Consider the following 20,898-nt stretch of genomic DNA (forward strand, 5'->3'; position numbering starts at 1 on the left):
TTAAAATGATAAAAAATCCAATTCATAAGCGTTTAGAAAAATTAGAAAGTTGGCAACATATTACATTTATTACTTGTTTATGTGAAAGAATGTACCCGAATTATCATTTATTTTGTCAAGTTACTAATCAGCAAGAAAACGCTAGGATTTATCATAATATCCTTAATCTTGTTTGGGAATATTTAACAGTAAAAGATGTAAAAATTAACTTTGATAATCAGTTAGAAAAATTAGAAAATATCATTCCTGATATTAATGATTATGATTTTTATGGTATTGTTCCTGCTGTAGATGCTTGTGAGGCATTATCAGAATTGCTTCATACCATTATTGCAGGTTCTACATTAGAACAAGCCGTTAAAGTCAGTCAACTCTCAATTCAAACTGTTGCCATATTTTTAGAAACAGAGTTGGAAAGAGAATTATCAGAGCAAGAGCTTAAAAATTCAGATGAAATTGAACAAGAATTAGATATACAGTGGCAAATATATCGTTTGTTAAATGAATGTGAGAAAAGAGATATTTCATTAATTAGTGGTTTAAAAACTGACCTAAGAGAGCAGATGATATCTAATATAGGGATTAAAATTGACTGCTAATATGATTTAGTTAACAATTTTTAAATATATTGCTTTGTTTTATTTGAAACTTAGATTATCCTTTAGGCACTGTGCTAACAGTCTTTAAGAGCAATAAGAATAAAAATTTATTTTATTCTATCTTATTAATTTTTTTGAATAGAAGGTACTAATTTATGAACAAAACAGATTTAGTTGATGCTATTGCAAGTGCGGCAGATTTAAATAAAAAACAAGCTAAGGCCGCTTTAGAGGCAACTTTAGAGGCTATTGGTGGTAGCTTAAAAAAAGGTGAACCAGTACAATTAATAGGTTTTGGTACGTTTAAAGTAAATGAACGTAAAGCTCGTGTTGGTCGTAATCCAAAGACTGGTGCTGAAATTAAAATTGCTGCATCTAAAGTTCCTGCGTTTGTTGCTGGTAAAGCATTAAAAGATTCTTTAAAATAATCTACAATTCCTCATTTATGTAAAATTATAATCCTATACATATGTATAGGATTTTTTTTAGTTTACAAATACCTAAAATGTTATATAATTTCGTTTCGAAACTTAAATTTACTTTTTATTATGAAACGAAATAATCAACAAAGGCGACATCTTATTATGCAACTTCTCCAAAAAGAAGGAGAAGTAACAGTCGAAGCGCTAGTTAAACATTTTAATACATCCGAAGTGACTATTCGTAAAGATCTTAGTGCATTAGAAAGTGATGGTTTTTTATTACGCCGTTACGGTGGCGCAGTGTTAATGCCAAAAGAATTTATTGAAGAATCAACAGATAATTATCTTTCGGAACGAAAGTTTGCGATTGCTAAAGCCGCTGCTGAACGTATTTTGGATCATAATCGAATCATTGTTGACAGTGGCAGTACCACCGCTGCATTAATTAAGCAATTAAATCATAAACAAGGTTTGGTGGTGATGACAAATTCCTTATATGTCGCCAATGAGTTACGTTCCTTAGAAAATGAACCCACGTTATTGATGACAGGGGGAACTTGGGATAGTGGATCTGAATCTTTTCAGGGAAAAATAGCTGAACAAGTATTGCGTTCTTATAATTTTGATCAATTATTTATCGGGGCTGATGGGCTAGATTTAGCACGAGGCACAACAACCTTTAATGAGTTGGTGGGGTTAAGTCAAGTAATGGCGGAAGTTTCTCGTGAAGTTATTGTTATGGTGGAATCACATAAAATTGGTCGAAAAATGCCTAATTTAGAGCTTGTTTGGCAACAAATTGATGTGTTGATTACCGATGATTTATTGTCAGAAGATATAAAAAAACTAATAGAACAACAAAATGTTGAAGTAGTTTGTGCAAACACGGATTGACATCATTAAGATGAAAAGTGCGGTTAAAAAATAATTAGATTTTAGAAAAGGAATAATTATGTGTGGAATAGTTGGGGCGGTCGCTCAGCGAGATGTTGCTGAAATATTAATTAATGGATTACATCGTTTAGAATATCGAGGATATGATTCGGCGGGGATTGCGGTTGTTAATAATAAAAAACAATTACAACGTGTACGCAGTCTTGGAAAAGTACAAGAATTAGAAAATACACTTGAGAAACAACCACTTTTAGGGGGAACAGGTATTGCACATACTCGTTGGGCAACCCACGGTGAACCTTCTGAAAATAATGCCCATCCTCATATTTCAGGCAATTTTGCCGTTGTTCATAATGGTATTATTGAAAATTACGAGATACTACGTCACAGATTACAAGAAAAAGGTTATATTTTTTCATCACAGACTGATACGGAAGTGATTGCTCATCTTATTGAATGGGAAATGCGTTCTTCAGAAACATTGTTGGATGCGGTTAAAAAAGTCGTGCCACAATTAATTGGTGCCTATGGTATGGCTGTGATTGATAGCAATGATCCAGAGCATTTGATTGCAGCACGTTCTGGCAGCCCATTAGTGATAGGATTAGGAATAGGCGAAAATTTTCTTGCCTCTGATCAACTAGCACTCTTAAGTGTAACTCATCGTTTTATTTTTTTAGAAGAGGGGGATGTTGCCGATATTTCTCGTCGTCAAATTAATATTTATAATCGTAATGGTGAAAAAGTAGAACGTCTAGCTCATAATGCAAATATAGAAGCAGATGTCGCTGATAAAGGTCAACATCGACACTTTATGCAAAAAGAAATTTTTGAGCAACCGACCGCACTTATTAATACTATGGAAGGACGTTTGAATCACGATAGTATTATTGTTGAAAGCATTGGTAATGGTATAAATGAGATTTTAAAAAATGTTGAAAATATTCAAATTGTAGCCTGTGGCACTTCATATAATGCCGGTATGGTGGCACGTTACTGGTTTGAAAATTTAGCGGGTATTAGTTGTAATGTAGAAATTGCTTCAGAGTTTCGTTATCGTCAATCGGTATTGCGACCAAATAGTTTATTAATTACTCTTTCTCAATCCGGCGAAACAGCGGACACTTTGGCTGCTTTACGTTTGGCAAAAGAAAAAGGATATATGTCCACTCTCGCCATTTGTAATGTGGCTGGCTCATCTTTGGTTAGAGAGTCTGATTTTGCATTTATGACAAGAGCTGGTGTTGAAATCGGTGTCGCTTCAACAAAAGCATTTACTACACAATTGGTTACAATGCTTATGTTAGTAACCGCAATGGGAAAACTAAATGGGCATATTTCTGTTGAAAAAGAAAAATTAATTATTAAAGCATTACAAGCTCTTCCAAAAGATATTGAAAATGCTTTAGGAATTGATGAACAAATTAAGATTTTATCAGAAGATTTTGCCGAAAAACACCATTCACTTTTCTTAGGGCGTGGAGAATATTATCCTATCGCAATGGAAGCAGCATTAAAATTAAAAGAGATTTCTTATATTCATGCAGAAACTTATGCAGCAGGTGAATTAAAGCATGGCCCATTAGCACTTATTGATGCCGATATGCCTGTAATTGTGATCGCACCGACCAATGACCTACTGGAAAAATTAAAATCCAATATTGAAGAAGTCGCTGCTAGAGGGGGGCAATTATATGTCTTTACAGATAGAGATGCTAATTTTAAAGAGAGTGAAAATATTAAAGTAATTACTATGCCAGAAGTAAACAATATAACGGCACCAATTTTTTATACAATTCCAATGCAGTTATTGTCTTATCATGTCGCTTTAATCAAAGGAACAGATGTGGATCAACCTAGAAATTTGGCTAAATCGGTTACTGTCGAGTAAATTTTATTATCAATTTAAAGGCTAATATATCTTTAGCCTTTATCATAAATGTGTTAAAAAAGCACCGCACTTTATTTCATTGTTATTTGTATTGCCTTATACTTATTTACCTTAATATTGTTGAGCTATTATTCTAATAATAGACAAGAAGGCTTATATGGAATTATTCAAATCAGCAAAAAACTATATCCCAAAACGACCGCACTTTTTAGGAATCGTTGCCACATTAGTTTGGGGCTTATTTTGTTTATGGATTAATCAAAATTTATCAAATTGGACAAATGGGCATACCTTTGGAATGTCTTCTTTAACCTTGGCTATTTTGATTGGTATTTTAATTGGTAATACTTTTTATTCTGGAATAGAAAAGCCGCTTAGTGCTGGTGTTGGCTTTGTAAAAGGGCAAATCTTACGTTTAGCGATAATGCTTTATGGTGTTAAATTAACGTTCATTGACGTGGCTAGTGTAGGAATGCCCGCTATTTTTAGCGATGTTCTCATTTTATCCTTTACTTTTTTACTCACTTATTGGCTTGGGATAAAGCTGTTAAAAATGGATAAACAGATCACTATTTTAATGGGAGCGGGTGCAAGTATTTGTGGAGCAGCAGCGGTAATTGCAACTGAACCTGTTGTAAAACCTGAACCTTATAAAGTGACTATTGCTGTGGCAACGGTGGTTGTATTTGGTACCATCGCAATGCTTGTTTATCCAATGTTATACCAAATAGGGTGGTTGCAACCTTGGTTGAGTACGCAAGATTATGGGATTTATATTGGCTCAACAGTACATGAAGTGGCACAAGTGGTGGTAGCTGGGAATGCCGTTGATACCAGTGTTACTAGTACTGCAGTGATTACTAAAATGATTCGAGTGATGATGTTAGCCCCTTTTCTACTTGTTTTATCTTTTGTTTTGGTAGGGAATCAGCAATCTCAGGAAATCGCATTTAATCAAAGAGTGAAACAGCTCCAAGTGCCTTGGTTTGCTTTTATTTTTATCTTTATTGTGCTACTAAATACTTGGTTATCTTTACCAAAAAATATTTTGTCTGTCTTAGTATTTATTGATAACCTACTGCTGACTATGGCAATGTTTGCTTTAGGGTTAACCACTCATTTGAGTGCGATTAAACAGGCGGGAATTAAACCCTTAATTTTAGGGGCGATAATTTTTGTTTGGTTAGTTGTTGGTGGTGGATTAGTGAATGTAATTATTCAAAGTATATTCGGTTAACATAGAAAATTCGGCTCATATTATGTGAGCCGAATGTCAAATGAATTATAGGGTAATCACTAATTTTTCATAAGCACGTTTTACTTTTTCCAAAGCTAATTCAGCACTTTCATCTCTTGCGAGAATAATGCCCATACGACGATGTCCATCAACTTCACCTTTACCAAACAAACGAATATTGGTATTTTCTTCACTTAATACTTGTTCTAAATTACCAAATTGCACTTGGTTAGATTTACCTTCTACAACAATGGCTTTCGAGGCTGAAGGACTAATTAGGTTAATATTTGGAATAGGTAAACCTAAAATTGCACGAGCGTGTAGTGCAAATTCAGATAATTCTTGTGAAATTAAGGTTACCATACCTGTATCATGTGGACGTGGAGAAACCTCGTTGAAAATAACGTCATCGCCACAAACAAACATTTCTACTCCAAAAATACCACGACCACCAAGTGCGGTAGTAATTTTTTCAGCAATTTGTTGTGCTTTTGCTAAAGCGATATCCGACATTTTTTGTGGTTGCCAAGATTCACGATAATCGCCATCTTCTTGTCTATGCCCAATTGGTGCTAAGAATGACGTGCCACCAATATGGCGAACAGTAAGTAAAGTAATTTCATAATCAAATTTAACAAATCCTTCGACAATAACTCTACCAGCGCCTGCTCTGCCACCTTGTTGAGCGTAATCCCAGGCTTTTTGTATATCATCTAAGGATTTTAAAATACTTTGACCGTGGCCAGATGAAGACATAATTGGTTTAACCACGCAAGGAATACCAATTTTTTCGACCGCACTTTTGAAGTCTTCAAAATTATCAACAAATTGATAGTTTGATGTTGGTAATCCCAATTCTTCAGAGGCTAAACGGCGAATCCCTTCTCTATTCATTGTTAATTGGGTCGCTTTTGCCGTAGGAATAACATTAAAGCCCGCTTGTTCTAATTCAACTAACGTAGCGGTTGCAATGGCTTCCACTTCAGGAACAATATAGTCAGGTTTTTCTTTTTCGACTAATGCTTTCAATGTTTTTCCATCAAGCATTGAAATAGTATAAGCTCGGTGAGCAACCTGTTGAGCAGGAGCGTTTTCATAACGATCTACTGCAATTACTTCAACCCCTAAGCGTTGTAATTCAATCACTACTTCTTTACCAAGTTCACCTGAACCAAGCATCATTACTTTTGTTGCTTTTGATGTTAATGCTGTGCCTAATGTTGTCATTTACTATCCTTTTAAACTAAAAATATTTTATGGATTAATTAGATTTTCATCTAACAATAAATCATCATTTTTATTTACACCAATACCACGCTCAATAACTTGTTGAGCAATAGCTTTGGCTTCTTCTAGAGAATGTTCCGTATATGTACCACATTGATATTCGTTTAACTCTGGTATCTCATCTTGAGATTTTACATTTAGAATATCTTTCATTGAAGCAAGCCACGCCGTTGCAACTTGTTGCTCGTTAGGTACACCAATTAAAGACATATAAAAACCAGTACGGCAACCCATTGGTGAAATATCAATAATTTCAATTTCTGAATTATTGAGATGATCACGCATAAATCCTGCAAATAAATGTTCTAATGTATGGATACCTTTTGGAGGTAAATTTTCTTTATTAGGAATGGTAAAGCGTAAATCAAATACCGTAATACTATCTCCTTTAGGAGTACGCATTGTTTTGGCTATTCTCACCGCTGGAGCATTCATTCTTGTGTGATCCACTTTAAAACTATCAAGTAATGGCATTTTATCTATCCTTATTGTAAATTTATGTAAAAGAAAATAAGTTTTCTAAGCTATTTGTCGTTTATGTGATATTGACTGCTTAATACTAACATTTTTTATAGTAGCTTTTTTTATTTATTAAACGGTATGATACCTAAAGGTAGTACTACGATACCATCATTTTTAAATAATATAGAAATTAAAAGAGAAATTTTGTAAATTTATGTAAACTTTTTTGGGGTTTTGTGCTATCATGCCTCTCATAAAAAGCTGTCAAGTTGTATGTATTTGCAGTTGTTATAATAAATTTGGTTCCTTAGGTTATTTGCCACCTTTTATGGTGGCTTTTTTTTGCTTATTATTATCTTGTTCTATATGTTATGAGTTTATTTATTCTTACATCAAAAACATCCATTTTAGCTTTTAATGCAGACTCTACTCCAAGATCGGCATCTTCAAAAACAATACAATTTTTAGGGTTAAGTCCGCAGAGTTTGGCACAACGTAAAAAAGTATCTGGCGCTGGCTTATGATTTTTTACATCTTCAGCAGCAACTACGGCATTAAAATAATGGTGTAATTCAAATTTATTAAGTAGCATTTCTACGACATTACGGTGAGAGCCTGTACCTAATGCCATTGGTTTTTTATTTAAAAAGAATTTTACTACATCAAATGCTGGTAAAAGAGTAGCATGTTTCATAATAAGTTCTATACCATATTGTTGTTTTAATTTGAGCACTTGTTCAAGTAGATCCATTGGCATATCACTTCTTTTCATCATTTCCATAGCTATGGTTCCTACTGGTGCACCGCCTAATTCATACATTATATTGCCATCTAGCGGATAACCTAATTCAATACCGACTCTATCCCAGGCTTTCTTATGGCTAGGCATTGTATTTATAAGTGTGCCATCCATATCAAAAATTAATCCCTCATATGTTTCAAACATACTAAAATCTAACATATATTTTCCTTCATTTCTTAAAATATCTCGTTTTATTATTACATAATATTAAGAATATTTATTAAATAATTTTTGAAATCAAAAAAGCCACTACATTTAATGTCGTGGCAAATGAAAAAGACGTTGTATTTATATTATTTTGAAGAAACTTGTTTTAAAAATATTTGACGAGGTGAGGTTAATCCTAATTTTTCAGCCTCATTAACTAAATTTAATGCTTTATTTATATCGTTTGCTTTTAGAGCCTTAGCTACTGCCTGATTAAAATACTGTTCTGTATCTTTATCTACGGGGATATTTATTGCCTTATTGCTATTATTTCTTACTTCAGTATTAGCCGATTTTCCTACAACTGTTTTTTTTGGTTTAGATGTCGAAAATATGGTTGTGGGTAATCCAACAAAACGTGTTCCATCAGTATCATTCACAGAGATATTAATTTTTCCATTAAGACTATGGGTAACCTCAATATCTGCAATAGCTGGAGGTTGTTTTCCTGTTGCTTTTGCATAAGCTTTGGATGGATGAGGGAACTTTGTTTTTTGTGCTAAATCTTTGTCGGTTGTATATATCAATAAATAGATATAATCCTGTTCCGCTGTTGGTGTCAAATTTAACTCAGCTTCAAATCTGTTTCCTTTAAACCCTCGCTCTTCTTGTACTTTAAAAGCAGATGATGGATAAGTCGTTGCTACATTAAAATGACTATCTAAAACAACCGCACTTGGTACAAAAATATGTTTATCTACAACAGGGCTTTCAATAGTAATATTTAATGAACTTGTTGTGGTAGGAATTTTGTATGCAGCCACAGGGCTTGCGATTCCCGCAAAACTTTTTGTAAATTCTTGTTTTTGTTGCTCTGATAAAATGGTATTAATTGTTTGAGAAGGTTCAATATTTTCCCATTTTATTTGAGATAGGCTTGTAGAATTAATATGAATTGTCTCAGCATAACTTGTTGTTATTCCAAGCATATTCGCCAGTAAAAAAGAAGCTAAAAATATTTTTTTCATATTATCCTCAAATTAATTGGTTTATTAAGATAGGGGAAGGTAACTTCCCCTTATATTTACTTAATATATTATGAATTACCACCAAGCCTCAAATTGAACACCAGCGATAAATTCTCCATCTTTTGCTTTGTAACCAGCTTTAGTACGATTGTCTTGGTTAAATTTGTCATTCCAGTGTGCATAAGTTCCGAATACACGGATTGCTGGACGTGCCCAGATACTTGATCCAGCTTGCCATTGTTGAGCTAAAGTGACTTTAGTTAGAGAGTTTTTCTTACCAGTTGCTTGATCTTTAATACGATCATAACCAAGTTCAAGTAATGTGCTCATGGTATTATTCCATTTATACATTGGACGAATCCCTGCAGAGTACCAAGTGTTACCAGCTTTATTTTTTAAGTCTGTTTTTTGGTAAATTAAAGCATACATCACTTCAACTTTGTCAGTTGGTACCACAACACCTTGATTGATTAGACGGAGCATCTTACCCCTATTGCCAGCTTGCCCCCCTTGTGCATGACCATTATTCCAAGATGTCATTGCATCAGTCGCATATTGAACAGTAAATTTATTGAAACCACCAAAGAAGTTACCTTGAGTATGTTCTGCTGTGATCATATAGCCATTTTTTGTCGCATTTTCTACACGGGAAGCATGGTTTTTAGTGTGAGAACTACCGTAATCAACACCAATTTCTAAACGTCCATTTTCGCTTACTTTTAAATCAGCTAGGCGAACATCAATAATATCGTTATAAACATTTTCTTTTATATTTTCATCTGATTTCCAAGATTTTTTGATAGGGTCATAAGTCCAACCGTAAGCTCCACCTGTTTCAGTATCACGTGTTACAGCTAAAGAAAGTTTACCAAAGCCTAGATCAATATTTTCAACCCCAGCACCTGGACCAGAAATATCCCAGTAGTAGAAGTCATTCATATGAACATCATGACGTTGGTAAAAACGTTTACCTGCCCACAATGTTGCTCCCGGTAAGCTCTCTGCAAAATTTTTGAATTGAACGTTGATTTCTCTTAATGCTGGACTAGTAGATTCCCAGTCATTTTGTTGTAAGATACCACCATAGGCAACATTTGAGTCTAAATAAATAGTTTTTTCGCCGTCTTTAAATAACTCTTGACCTAATTTGAATTCAACATAAGTATCATTTTCATTACCTAAACGATATTTAGAGCCCCCACCATTTACGGTAAATGCTGATTGTTCACCTCCTCCAGATGTCCAACCAATTCCTGAACGAGCATAACCATGAAATTCCACAGCGTGGGTAGTTGTCGCAAAAGTAGCACTAGCGATGATTAATGCTAATAATGTTTTTCTATTTTTCATATTTAACCTCTTTTTTAGACGTAAAAAACCATAACTATCTTTATTTCAAGTAGTTACTAATTGTGTATTTATTAAAAAATTATTGAGATAAATGGAAGACTATATTCCCTTTTCTTTAAATAATCGTTGGCAAGCTGTACCGTCATCTTTAAACAAATGACAACGTTCTGGTACTATACCTATACTCAAGGTTTCCCCTTCCTTAATTAACGCTACGTCATTTTGACGATATACTAAGGTTGGCTGTTTTATTTCTGGGATTTCGAGGTGTACCTGAGTTTCATTACCAAGTAATTCCACAACTTGAACTTTACCCTGTAAGGTTACAGTTGAGCTATCCGCAGGTACTAAATGTTCGGGGCGAATGCCTAAAGATAAGTTTTCTCCAATATTTACACCTTCGCCTGAGACTGGAATCCAAAACTTATGATGATTAGCATCAGGCAATTCTATTTGGACACGAACTGATTCAACGTCAGTTACTCTAACTGGGAGGAAATTCATTTTAGGTGAACCGATAAAGCCCGCAACAAAGCGATTTTCTGGGTAATGATAAAGTTCTAATGGTTTCCCTACTTGAGCAATCCCTCCTTTATTTAGAACAACAATTTTATCCGCTAATGTCATAGCCTCTATTTGATCATGAGTAACATAAATCATTGTTCTATTAAGTTTTTTATGTAACTTAGATATTTCAACACGCATTTGAACTCGTAAGGCTGCATCAAGGTTAGATAATGGCTCATCAAGTAGAAATACTTCAGGTTGTGATACGAGTGTACGACCAATTGCAACACGTTGACGTTGACCACCAGACAATGCTTTTGGTTTACGATCCAATAAAGGGGAAAGCTGTAGCACTTCAGCTACTTGGTTTACTCGATTATCGCGCTCTGCTTTATTTATACCTGCGAGTTTTAAACCAAAGGACATATTTTCTGCCACGTTGAGATGTGGATATAAAGCGTAGGACTGAAAGACCATTCCAATTCCTCGTTTAGCAGGAGGAACATCATTCATTAATTTATCACCAATATAAAGTTCACCGGTAGTGATATCTTCAAGTCCGGCTATCATTCGGAGTAATGTTGATTTCCCACAACCTGATGGACCGACAAAAACGACAAATTCTCCTTCATTTATTTCTAGGTTAATGTCTTTAGAAATATGTACGTTGCCGTAAGATTTTCCAACTTTTCTTAAGGATACATTTGCCATATCAGCCTCTTTATATATTTACTTAAATAAATTTGTTGAGATCTAAATTGTGCGGTTATATTTACTTATATTTCTCCAAAAGAAATCATCCTTTATTCTTTTTTTTAAGTATTAGATTAAAAATTTATTTTTTTATTATAATTTGATGAATTATTTTATTATCTAATTATTCTGTGATTTCGGTCACAAAACATACGTATTTTTTTGTGAGATAGCTCACGTATTTGGAAAAAAATAGAGAATTTGGTGTGTTTAAGGGTAGGGAGTAGATAAAAGGGGGATAACAAATGAGAATATTGTAGGATAATTTATATTGAATTTTTGTAGTTCATATTATGATATAAATCATCTCTATATAATTACAAAGATCTTTTAAAATTTAGACCGTACATTATTGAGGGAGTAATCTATGAATAAGAGAGTATTAGCTTTTACTTTAACGGCAGCAGCAAGTTTAATGATCTCATCATCTGTTATGGCAAAAATGACAGAGGGAAAACTTGTTATTTGGATTAATGGTGACAAAGGTTATAACGGTTTAGCCGAAGTTGGTAAAAAATTTGAAGCTGAAACAGGGATTGAAGTTTTAGTTGAACATCCTGATAAATTAGAAGAAAAATTTCCACAAGTCGCATCAACTGGTGATGGTCCTGATATTGTTTTTTGGGCTCATGACCGTTTTGGTGGCTATGCTCAAGCTGGATTACTAGCTGAATTACATCCAAGTAAAGAGTTTAAGGATAAATTTGCTGATTTTGCTTGGAAAGCGGAAACTTATAATGGAAAAGTTATTGGTTATCCTGTTGCAATTGAATCTTTATCTTTAATTTATAATAAAGATTTATTACCTAATCCACCAAAATCTTGGGAAGAAATTATTGAATTAGATAAAAAATTCAAGAAAGAGGGTAAAAATGCGATTATGTGGAACCTAGCAGAACCTTATTTCACATGGCCTGTTGTATCATCAAATGGTGGTTATGCATTTAAATACAATAATAATGCTTATGATGCGAATGATATTGGTGTAAATAATGAAGGTTCACAAAAAGGGCTACAATTTGTCGTTGATATGGTAAAGGACAAAGTAATTAGTGCTGATATGGATTACTCTGTTGCTGAGGCAAGTTTTAATAAAGGTGAAACAGCATTAACAATTAATGGACCATGGGCATGGGATAATATTGAAAAAAGTAATATTAACTATGGCGTTGCTGTATTACCGACATTAAATGGTAAATCTTCTCAACCATTTGTTGGCGTGTTGAGTGCGGCAATTAGCTCTGCTAGTCCAAATAAGGATTTAGCAAAAGAGTTCTTAGAAAATTATTTGTTAACGAATGAGGGATTAGCTAAAGTTAATAAAGATAAACCTCTAGGTGCGGTTGCATTAAAATCTTATCAAGAAACATTAGCAAAAGATCCACGTATTGAAGCGACTATGTTAAATGCTCAAAATGGTGAGATTATGCCAAATATTCCACAAATGAGTGCATTCTGGTATGCAGAACGTAGTGCGATTAATAATGCAGTAACTGGTCGTCAATCTGTTAAAGAAGCGCTTGATGATGCGAAAGCTAGAATCCAAAAGAAATAAGTTAATCAATTTTAATTAACCTAATTGTAGGGGGATATCCCCTACAATTTATTCTAAATAAGTTTTTTCTAGCATAATCATAATATTTGATATCCGTTCTTTTACTTTTCGAGGTGTATTATGCAACAAAATGGTTTACTGACCACATCGCAATCCTCTGTTAATTGGCTAAAATATATACTTGCAGGCTGTGTGTTATTAATTGATTTTTATTTTGTGTTTTTAATGTATTCACAAGGTGAATATTTATTTGCAATTTTAACATTAATTATTGTTAGTTCAGGCGTTTATATTTTTACAAGTAATAAAGTTTACTCTTGGCGTTATGTTTACCCTGGTATTATGGGAATGGTTATTTTTATTCTATTTCCTTTGGTTGCGACTATTGCGATTGCTTTTACCAATTATAGTGGAACGAATCAACTTGCCTTTGATAGAGCAGTGAGTGTATTAACTCAACAACGCTATTTTTCTGGTGAAAAGTACGACTTTAAACTTTATCCATTAGAAAATGATGAGTTTATTTTATCTTTGCATAGTGCTACAACAGAACAAAATTTTGTTTCTGAGAAAGTTAAATTTACGGATAACCAAGTTACTTTAATTGAAAAAGATGCGCCAAATAATACCCCCGCTCCTTTAAAATTTGTTATTCAAAATCGTAATTCCCTTCAAAATATGACCGCACTTTTGCCAAATGGTGAAGAATTACGAATGAGTTCATTACGCCAATTTGCACAACAGCAACATACTTATAAATTTGATGATATAAACAAAACGCTGATAAATAACCGAACTGGAAAAACTTATAAAGCGAATGAAGAAATCGGCTTTTTCCAAGAAATTGATGATAACGGACAATGGTTAGCGCAGAAATTAGAGCCCGGATTTACAGTTAGTACAGGTATTAAAAATTTTGTACGTATTTTTGAAGATGAAGGTATTCAAAAGCCGTTTATCCAGATCTTTATTTGGACAGTTGTTTTTTCTGTTTTAACGGTTGTCTTTACTGTTATTATTGGTATGGTGCTGGCTTGTATTGTTCAATGGGAGGCATTGAAAGGTAAAGCAATATATCGTTTATTACTTATTTTACCTTATGCTGTTCCAGCATTTATTTCTATTTTGGTGTTTAAGGGTTTATTTAATCAAAGTTTTGGGGAAATTAATATGATTCTTCATCACTTATTTGGTCTTCAACCAGAATGGTTTAATGATCCGTTTTTAGCGAAAATGATGATTCTTATCGTAAATACTTGGTTAGGCTATCCTTATATGATGATTTTATGTATGGGGCTATTAAAAGCTATTCCTCAAGATCTCTATGAAGCATCAGCAATGGATGGTGCATCAGTTATTCAAAATTTCACGAAAATTACAGTACCTTTATTATTAAAACCTCTGACACCTTTAATGATTGCTTCATTTGCTTTTAACTTTAACAACTTTGTGCTAATTCAATTATTAACAAATGGACGCCCTGATATGATTGGCACTACCACGCCAGCGGGCTATACTGACTTATTAGTAAGCTATACTTATCGGATTGCTTTTGAAGGTAGTGGCTCACAAGATTTTGGTTTAGCTGCTGCAATCGCTACCATTATCTTCTTATTAGTGGGTGGTTTAGCACTGTTAAATATTAAAGCAAGTAAAATGAAATTAGACTAATTAGATTAGGAGAATAGTTATGGCGATTGTACAACCTAAATCAATGCGTTATAGAGTGTGGGCAACGCATTTAGTGTTAATTAGTTTTTTGTGTTTGATAATGTTCCCATTATTAATGGTTATTGGTATCTCACTTCGTCCCGGCAATCTTGCTCTTGGTGATATTATTCCTACGGAAATTTCTTTTGAGCATTGGAAATTAGCTTTGGGATTCAGTGTAACCAATGCCGATGGCTCAATAACTAATCCGCCATTTCCAGTGTTGCTCTGGTTGTGGAATTCAATAAAAGTTGCTGTAGTTACTTCTGTTGGCATTGTTGCACTCTCAACAACTTGTGCTTATGCTTTTGCAAGAATGAAATTTAGAGGGAAGAAAACTTTATTACAAAGTATGCTGATTTTCCAAATGTTCCCAGCAGTACTTTCATTGGTGGCTTTATATGCTTTGTTTGATCGTTTAGGTCAATATATACCGTTCTTAGGGTTAAATACTCATGGAGGGGTAATCTTTGCTTATCTCGGTGGGATAGCATTACATGTTTGGACGATCAAGGGTTATTTTGAAACTATTGATGGTTCATTAGAAGAGGCGGCAGCATTAGACGGTGCGACACCTTGGCAGGCTTTTAGATTGATTCTGTTACCACTTTCTGTGCCAATTTTAGCGGTGGTATTTATTCTTTCATTTATTGCTGCGATTACGGAAGTACCTGTTGCCTCATTATTATTGCGTGATGTCAATAGTTATACGCTCGCTGTTGGAATGCAACAATATCTTTATCCACAAAATTATTTATGGGGTGATTTTGCCGCAGCTGCAGTGCTTTCTGCTATACCTATTACAGCGGTATTTTTAATTGCACAACGTTGGTTAGTTGGTGGTTTGACTGCTGGTGGTGTAAAAGGATAATTAATATTTATGTACCTTTATTGTTGGAGTGTTAATCTTATCAATAAAGGTACAGTAAAAATAAATTTTTTATTGAAAATTTTAACTGTTATAACCCATTAATTGCAGTAAATTTTTCGTGTAATTAATGGCTTCATTTCGGTTACTTACACCAATTTTTTGGTATAAATTACGAATATGCGTTTTAATTGTTGTTATTGCCACTTGTAATTCTTCAGAAATTTGTTCATTACTGTAACCAGAATAAATTAATCCTAAAACTTGCCATTCTCGTTGTGTTAATGGGCTTATTTTTAATAATTCAGGAACCTCAGGATTTTTTAATAAATTTTCAACAAATTGTTCATCAAAATGGGCAAATTTCTGACGTGCATGTTGGTTGATATTGCGTAAAATAAATTTTGCTTTATGGGATGCTAATTCATCAAGTATATTCATTTGTAATAAATGACGAATTTGCTGTGCCATTATTTCTCCTTCAATAACAAAAACACTAATAAAATTTGTTTGACGAGATAAGTTGAGAGCATCTATTAAATCTTTTTGTGCTTCAGCTTTTTTATTTTGTAAAAAATATAATCGATTTCGTAAAATTAATGCTCGATTAAGATCACTTATTAACTGAAGTTCTTCACCTGTTTTAATTACCCTATCTAAGATAGTTTGAGCTTGTTCAAATTGACCTAACATAATTTGAGCTCGAGCAATATTACGCCATTGTACTTGAGTAAAATGGTTTTTATCTGTGGTTGGATATTTATTTTGAATAAGCCATGCTTCTGTTGCATCAAGATCATTGGTCATTTGCCATAATACAATTTTTACTTGGTCAGCATTAGCGTTCCAGTCATAATGGTAATGATGAGCGTTTTGTAGCTGATTAATTTGTTTCAATAATCGAGAAGCATTATCTAAATTACCTCTTGCAATAGATATTTTACAAAGTAATGCGATACATTGTAGCCGTTCTTCATCTTTAGATAAGACTTCCATACCTGTACTTGCCATTGCTTCCGCTTTATCTAGATTGTACCAATCCCATAAAATTTGCCCTTTCAAACGTAATAAAAATTCATACATTGGGATTTTTTGTAAGTGATTGGTTTTCACAAATAACATCGCTTTATCTAACATATCATAACCCGCTTGTAGAAATCCTTGTGCAATAAGAATTTCAGCTTGTTGGAGTAATGACCAAAGAATATTATGAGAGGTATTATATTGATACCCCATTTTTTCTGCTTTTTTGAGCATAGTCAGTGCTTCATCAAAGTTTCCATGGCAATGGTATGCTTCACCGATGATAGAGGTTGCAACAATACGAGCATAGTAGGCATTTTCTGGTAAATGTTCTAGTGCTTTGGTGGCTAAGTCTAACGCTTTATTTTCATCACCTTGGTTGATGGCGACTTGGGCTCTGAGAGTATTAAATTCTGCTTGGTTTTCAATGCTTAAATGAACATCTTTTTGTTCAAAAATCACATCAAAATGAGCAAAGATTCCATTTACTTCATCATAGCGATGTTGGCTTTGTGCTAGCCATGCTTTTAGTAAGACTAAATTAGGATTGGAAACTAAATGAATATCTGGAATATGAGATAAACTTTCCTCCAGTAATTTTAATTCCCCTTGATGAAATAATTTCCAACCATGGCTAGAAAGAATGGTTAAAACTTCTTGATAGTTTTCCAGTTGATTGGCATGGTATAAGGCTTCAGTTACATAACCGAGTTTGAGCCAGGCTTTTGCTGCTCGTTGATGTAGTACTGGCAAATTTTTAGTAAATTGAATATGAGAACAGTAAGATAAAAATGAGGCAAAAAGTGGATGAAAACGCCACCAGTTATCCTCAGAATCCATACGTTGCAAGAAAAGCCCTTGTTTTTCTAATGCTTCTAATTTCGTTAAACTATTTTCACATCCAGTTACTTCTTTAACTAAAGTTTCATTCATTGTTCTGAGAACTGAACATTGTAGAATAAAAGACTTGGTTTCATCATCAACTGACTCTAATACTTCATCATTTAAATATTCGTTAATATGGTAATTATGAATATTTGATAGGCGTTTGGCAGCATCTTGGAGTTTTTTATTTTGTTGTTTGGCTGAAAGGCTAATTAGTTGTAACGCTGTTGGCCAACCTTCTACTTCATCACAAAGTGAGGTGATTTCATTTTCTGGTAATTGATCATTCAGCCGAGACTGGAAAAACTCAATACTTTCTTGGTGATTAAAAGGAAGATCTTGAACATCAATTTCCAGTATTTGCTCTTGAACTCGTAAGCTTGTAATACCTATTGGTGGTACAGAACGAGAAATTAAAATTAATGTCATGGACTCAGGTTGATGTTTTAACCAATATTTTAATGCTTCGTGAATTTCTTCATTATCAATTAAATGGTAATCATCAATAACTAAATAAAAATGTTGTTTTATGTCAGAGATATTAATTAATAGTTGGCTAAATAAAGATAATAAATTGGATTTACGCTCAATAATATTTATTTGAGGTAATAAATTACCAGTGGCATGCTCTAATGCCGCACCAAAATAACTGGCAAATCGTTCAGATTGATTGTCACTTTCATCTAAAGAGTACCAACCTACATTTTTCTGGTTTGTCATCCATTGTGAAATTAATGTCGTTTTTCCATATCCCGCAGGAGCATTAACTAATACTAGAGAATATTGCTCTGATTTATCTAGTTTTTTCAATAATCCCTGTCGTTTAACGCTATTTTTTAAACGATAAGAGCAAACTAACTTTGATGGAATTAACATATTTTAATAACCTATTTAGTTGATCGAAGAAATCATCCTTCAGGATGAAAATAACATACTTGTTGGTCATACTTGGAATAGTATAACAAGGATGATCTTGTTTTGTCTTGATTCTACATAATAAGTACTAGGAAATGAATAAAATTATCGACCATGAGGAATTATTATGTCTAACTTTTCTATATATGATATAGAGTTATTTAATAAGCAAGTACAAAAATACAGTAAATATTTTGATGTTGACTCGCCAAAACAATTTACTTTAGCACAATGGTATGAGGTTATTTCAAGATTCTCACTCGATATCCATTATGGTAAATCATCAGTTCAAGGGCGGGAGAAACGCCATGTTAATTATCTTTCAATGGAGTTCTTAATTGGGCGTTTGACGGGTAATAATTTAATGAATTTAGGCTGTTATGAACAGATTGCTACTTACCTAAAAAAATATGATGTAGAACTTGTTGATGTATTAGAACAAGAAAGAGATCCTGCTTTAGGTAATGGGGGGTTAGGTCGTTTGGCTGCTTGTTATTTAGATTCAATGGCTAGTATCGCTCAAAATGCTACAGGTTATGGTTTACATTATCAATATGGTTTATTTAAACAGTATTTTGAAAAAGGTGAACAAAAAGAAAAAGCAGATACATGGAATAGAGATCATTACCCTTGGCATACATTTAATTCATCTAAAACTCAAGAGGTATTTTTTGGTGGAAAAATTAAATTAGTAGCTGACGATAAATATGAGTGGGCACCTGATTTAGTGATTGAAGGTTATGCTTTTGATTTACCTATTGTTGGTTATAAAAATGATATTGTTCAGCCATTACGTTTATGGGAAGCTAATAGCGAGCAATCATTTAATTTAGAAAAATTTAATAATGGTGATTTCCTCAATGCAGATGAAGTCATTATCAATGCAAAATCATTAACTCAAGTACTTTATCCGAATGACAATCACCCTAACGGACAGAAATTGCGTTTAATGCAACAGTATTTTCATTGTGCCTGTTCAGTTGCAGATATTTTATCTCGCCATCTTGCTCAAGGACATACACTCTCTGAATTTGGTCAATATCAAGTTATTCAATTAAATGATACTCATCCAACCTTGGCAATTCCAGAATTGATGAGAATGTTGTTGGATCAGTATGATATGACATGGACGCAAGCGTGGAAAATTTGTAATGAAACCTTTGCTTATACTAATCATACTTTATTACCAGAAGCTTTAGAGCAATGGGATTTAGCCTTATTTAAAACACTTTTACCTCGCCATTATCAAATTGTTAAAAAAATTGACCGCACTTTTAAAGAAAAGGTAGTGGAAAAATTTGGTGATGATGAGCAAGTATGGGAAAAAGTAGCTATTTTAAATAATGATAAAATAAGAATGGCAAACCTATGTGTCGTTACTTGTTTTGCGGTAAATGGTGTAGCACAAATTCACTCTGATCTTATTGTAACGGATTTATTCCCTGAATATTATCAATTATTTCCAAATAAATTCTGTAATGTTACTAATGGTATTACGCCACGTCGTTGGATTAGACAAGCAAATCCTCAATTAAGTAATCTATTGGATCGCTCAATTGAGGGGGATTGGACAAAAGATCTTAATTTATTAAAAGGAATTGAAAAATTTAGTCATGATAGTGGCTTCAAAGAAGAATACTATCGTATTAAACAAAATAACAAAGCCGTATTAGCAGATGAAATCAAAAAAACATTAGGGCTATCTGTTAATCAAGAGGCAATTTTTGATGTACAGATTAAGCGTTTTCATGAATATAAACGTCAGCATTTGAATCTATTGAATATTATTGCAACTTATCAATCGTTAAAAGATAACCCTAATCAAGATTTTACGCCTAGATTATTTGTTTTCGCAGGGAAAGCTGCGCCAGGGTATTATCTTGCTAAAAATATTATTCATGCCATTAATAATGTTGCTGAGATTATTAATCATGATCCGATGATGAAAGGCAAATTACAGGTCGCTTTCTTGCCTGACTATCGTGTTTCTTTGGCAGAAAAAATTATTCCTGCAGCCGATGTGTCAGAACAAATCTCCATGGCAGGAAAAGAGGCATCTGGAACAGGAAATATGAAACTTGCTCTTAATGGTGCGTTAACTTTAGGGACGCTTGATGGGGCAAATGTGGAAATTGCCGAAATGGTTGGAAAAGAGCATATTTTCTTATTTGGTCATACAGTGGATAGTATTCGTAAATTGTTGGCTGAAGGTTATCACCCTAGAAATTATTATGATGAAAATGAAGTATTAAAAAATGCAATTGATTTCTTAGCTACAGGTAAAGCATCTAATGGAGATAAAACAACCTTTAATTTGATGTTAGACAATTTATTAAATCACGATCCATTCTTAGTCTTTGCTGACTTTGAAAGTTATGTTGATACACAAAAATATATTGGGGAAGCCTACTTAAATAAAGATAAATGGGTACACAGTGCTATTTTAAATACTGCTCGTTTAGGTATGTTTAGTTCTGATCGCTCTATCCGTGATTATCAACAACGTATTTGGTTGAAAAAGTAAATTTTTATTTTCCCTTTCCCCTTTAATAAAAATTAAAGG

General features: G+C 33.5%; 16 protein-coding genes. 9 read left to right on the forward strand and 7 right to left on the reverse strand.

The features are described from left to right. Window positions 1–8: 8 nt before the first annotated feature. The 5 genes from EV697_RS08390 (at window position 9) to EV697_RS08410 (ending at window position 5,043) form a co-directional block, all read left to right on the forward strand. Entirely contained in the window at window positions 9–599 is a 591-nt protein-coding gene (locus EV697_RS08390; protein ID WP_132024698.1) for a YjaG family protein, read from the forward strand. Window positions 600–754: 155 nt separating this feature from the next. Continuing rightward, window positions 755–1,027 (forward strand): HU family DNA-binding protein, encoded by a 273-nt coding sequence (locus EV697_RS08395; protein WP_132024591.1) that lies wholly within the window; start codon window positions 755–757, stop codon window positions 1,025–1,027. A gap of 120 nt (window positions 1,028–1,147) precedes the next feature. Continuing rightward, entirely contained in the window at window positions 1,148–1,915 is a 768-nt protein-coding gene (locus EV697_RS08400; RefSeq protein WP_132024593.1) for a DeoR/GlpR family DNA-binding transcription regulator, read from the forward strand. A gap of 58 nt (window positions 1,916–1,973) precedes the next feature. Next, on the forward strand, window positions 1,974–3,806 hold the full coding sequence (glmS, locus tag EV697_RS08405; RefSeq protein ID WP_132024595.1) for a glutamine--fructose-6-phosphate transaminase (isomerizing): 1,833 nt from the start codon (window positions 1,974–1,976) through the stop codon (window positions 3,804–3,806). Between the two features lie 187 nt (window positions 3,807–3,993). Further along, complete coding sequence (locus EV697_RS08410; protein ID WP_481748684.1) at window positions 3,994–5,043, forward strand: YeiH family protein; 1,050 nt, start codon at window positions 3,994–3,996, stop codon at window positions 5,041–5,043. A gap of 45 nt (window positions 5,044–5,088) precedes the next feature. Here EV697_RS08410 and purT read toward each other — a convergent pair whose 3' ends face one another. The 6 genes from purT to malK all read right to left on the reverse strand — a co-directional run bounded on the left by purT (window position 5,089) and on the right by malK (window position 11,337). Next, window positions 5,089–6,270 (reverse strand): formate-dependent phosphoribosylglycinamide formyltransferase, encoded by a 1,182-nt coding sequence (purT, locus tag EV697_RS08415; protein WP_132024599.1) that lies wholly within the window; start codon window positions 6,268–6,270, stop codon window positions 5,089–5,091. Window positions 6,271–6,297: 27 nt separating this feature from the next. Then, window positions 6,298–6,804 (reverse strand): S-ribosylhomocysteine lyase, encoded by a 507-nt coding sequence (luxS, locus tag EV697_RS08420; protein WP_132024601.1) that lies wholly within the window; start codon window positions 6,802–6,804, stop codon window positions 6,298–6,300. Window positions 6,805–7,144: 340 nt separating this feature from the next. After that, entirely contained in the window at window positions 7,145–7,753 is a 609-nt protein-coding gene (locus EV697_RS08425; RefSeq protein WP_132024603.1) for a beta-phosphoglucomutase family hydrolase, read from the reverse strand. 134 nt (window positions 7,754–7,887) lie between these two features. Beyond that, window positions 7,888–8,769: a maltose operon protein MalM gene (gene malM, locus EV697_RS08430; protein ID WP_132024605.1), complete on the reverse strand. Its 882-nt coding sequence runs from the start codon at window positions 8,767–8,769 to the stop codon at window positions 7,888–7,890. A gap of 75 nt (window positions 8,770–8,844) precedes the next feature. Continuing rightward, complete coding sequence (locus tag EV697_RS08435; RefSeq protein ID WP_132024607.1) at window positions 8,845–10,119, reverse strand: maltoporin; 1,275 nt, start codon at window positions 10,117–10,119, stop codon at window positions 8,845–8,847. A gap of 99 nt (window positions 10,120–10,218) precedes the next feature. Beyond that, complete coding sequence (malK, locus tag EV697_RS08440; protein WP_132024609.1) at window positions 10,219–11,337, reverse strand: maltose/maltodextrin ABC transporter ATP-binding protein MalK; 1,119 nt, start codon at window positions 11,335–11,337, stop codon at window positions 10,219–10,221. Window positions 11,338–11,746: 409 nt separating this feature from the next. Here malK and malE point away from each other — a divergent pair, with 409 nt between their 5' ends. The 3 genes from malE to malG all read left to right on the forward strand — a co-directional run bounded on the left by malE (window position 11,747) and on the right by malG (window position 15,515). Further along, the gene (gene malE / locus EV697_RS08445) at window positions 11,747–12,934 is read left to right on the forward strand and encodes a maltose/maltodextrin ABC transporter substrate-binding protein MalE (protein ID WP_132024611.1); all 1,188 of its coding nucleotides are present in this window, start codon (window positions 11,747–11,749) and stop codon (window positions 12,932–12,934) included. A gap of 120 nt (window positions 12,935–13,054) precedes the next feature. Continuing rightward, window positions 13,055–14,605 (forward strand): maltose ABC transporter permease MalF, encoded by a 1,551-nt coding sequence (malF, locus tag EV697_RS08450; protein WP_132024613.1) that lies wholly within the window; start codon window positions 13,055–13,057, stop codon window positions 14,603–14,605. Between the two features lie 19 nt (window positions 14,606–14,624). Continuing rightward, window positions 14,625–15,515 carry a maltose ABC transporter permease MalG gene (gene malG, locus EV697_RS08455; protein ID WP_132024615.1) on the forward strand — a complete coding sequence of 297 codons (891 nt, stop codon included), beginning with the start codon at window positions 14,625–14,627 and terminating at the stop codon, window positions 15,513–15,515. 81 nt (window positions 15,516–15,596) lie between these two features. Here malG and malT read toward each other — a convergent pair whose 3' ends face one another. Further along, window positions 15,597–18,296: an HTH-type transcriptional regulator MalT gene (gene malT, locus EV697_RS08460; RefSeq protein WP_132024617.1), complete on the reverse strand. Its 2,700-nt coding sequence runs from the start codon at window positions 18,294–18,296 to the stop codon at window positions 15,597–15,599. Between the two features lie 166 nt (window positions 18,297–18,462). On the opposite strand from malT, the gene glgP reads away from it, so the two are divergent. Next, the gene (glgP, locus tag EV697_RS08465; RefSeq protein ID WP_132024619.1) at window positions 18,463–20,859 is read left to right on the forward strand and encodes a glycogen/starch/alpha-glucan family phosphorylase; all 2,397 of its coding nucleotides are present in this window, start codon (window positions 18,463–18,465) and stop codon (window positions 20,857–20,859) included. The last annotated feature ends 39 nt before the right edge of the window (window positions 20,860–20,898 follow it).

This window comes from Bisgaardia hudsonensis, from assembly GCF_004345785.1.
Classification (GTDB): domain Bacteria; phylum Pseudomonadota; class Gammaproteobacteria; order Enterobacterales; family Pasteurellaceae; genus Bisgaardia; species Bisgaardia hudsonensis.

Bases quoted from the DNA above. Each gene is read 5' to 3' on its own strand.
- EV697_RS08400 (WP_132024593.1), top strand. From the start codon at position 1,148: ATGAAACGAAATAATCAACAAAGGCGACATCTTATTATGCAACTTCTC.
- malF (WP_132024613.1), top strand. From the start codon at position 13,055: ATGCAACAAAATGGTTTACTGACCACATCGCAATCCTCTGTTAATTGG.
- EV697_RS08395 (WP_132024591.1), top strand. From the start codon at position 755: ATGAACAAAACAGATTTAGTTGATGCTATTGCAAGTGCGGCAGATTTA.
- luxS (WP_132024601.1), bottom strand. From the start codon at position 6,804: ATGCCATTACTTGATAGTTTTAAAGTGGATCACACAAGAATGAATGCT.
- malT (WP_132024617.1), bottom strand. From the start codon at position 18,296: ATGTTAATTCCATCAAAGTTAGTTTGCTCTTATCGTTTAAAAAATAGC.
- glgP (WP_132024619.1), top strand. From the start codon at position 18,463: ATGTCTAACTTTTCTATATATGATATAGAGTTATTTAATAAGCAAGTA.
- EV697_RS08425 (WP_132024603.1), bottom strand. From the start codon at position 7,753: ATGTTAGATTTTAGTATGTTTGAAACATATGAGGGATTAATTTTTGAT.
- malM (WP_132024605.1), bottom strand. From the start codon at position 8,769: ATGAAAAAAATATTTTTAGCTTCTTTTTTACTGGCGAATATGCTTGGA.
- malG (WP_132024615.1), top strand. From the start codon at position 14,625: ATGGCGATTGTACAACCTAAATCAATGCGTTATAGAGTGTGGGCAACG.
- purT (WP_132024599.1), bottom strand. From the start codon at position 6,270: ATGACAACATTAGGCACAGCATTAACATCAAAAGCAACAAAAGTAATG.
- glmS (WP_132024595.1), top strand. From the start codon at position 1,974: ATGTGTGGAATAGTTGGGGCGGTCGCTCAGCGAGATGTTGCTGAAATA.
- malE (WP_132024611.1), top strand. From the start codon at position 11,747: ATGAATAAGAGAGTATTAGCTTTTACTTTAACGGCAGCAGCAAGTTTA.
- malK (WP_132024609.1), bottom strand. From the start codon at position 11,337: ATGGCAAATGTATCCTTAAGAAAAGTTGGAAAATCTTACGGCAACGTA.
- EV697_RS08435 (WP_132024607.1), bottom strand. From the start codon at position 10,119: ATGAAAAATAGAAAAACATTATTAGCATTAATCATCGCTAGTGCTACT.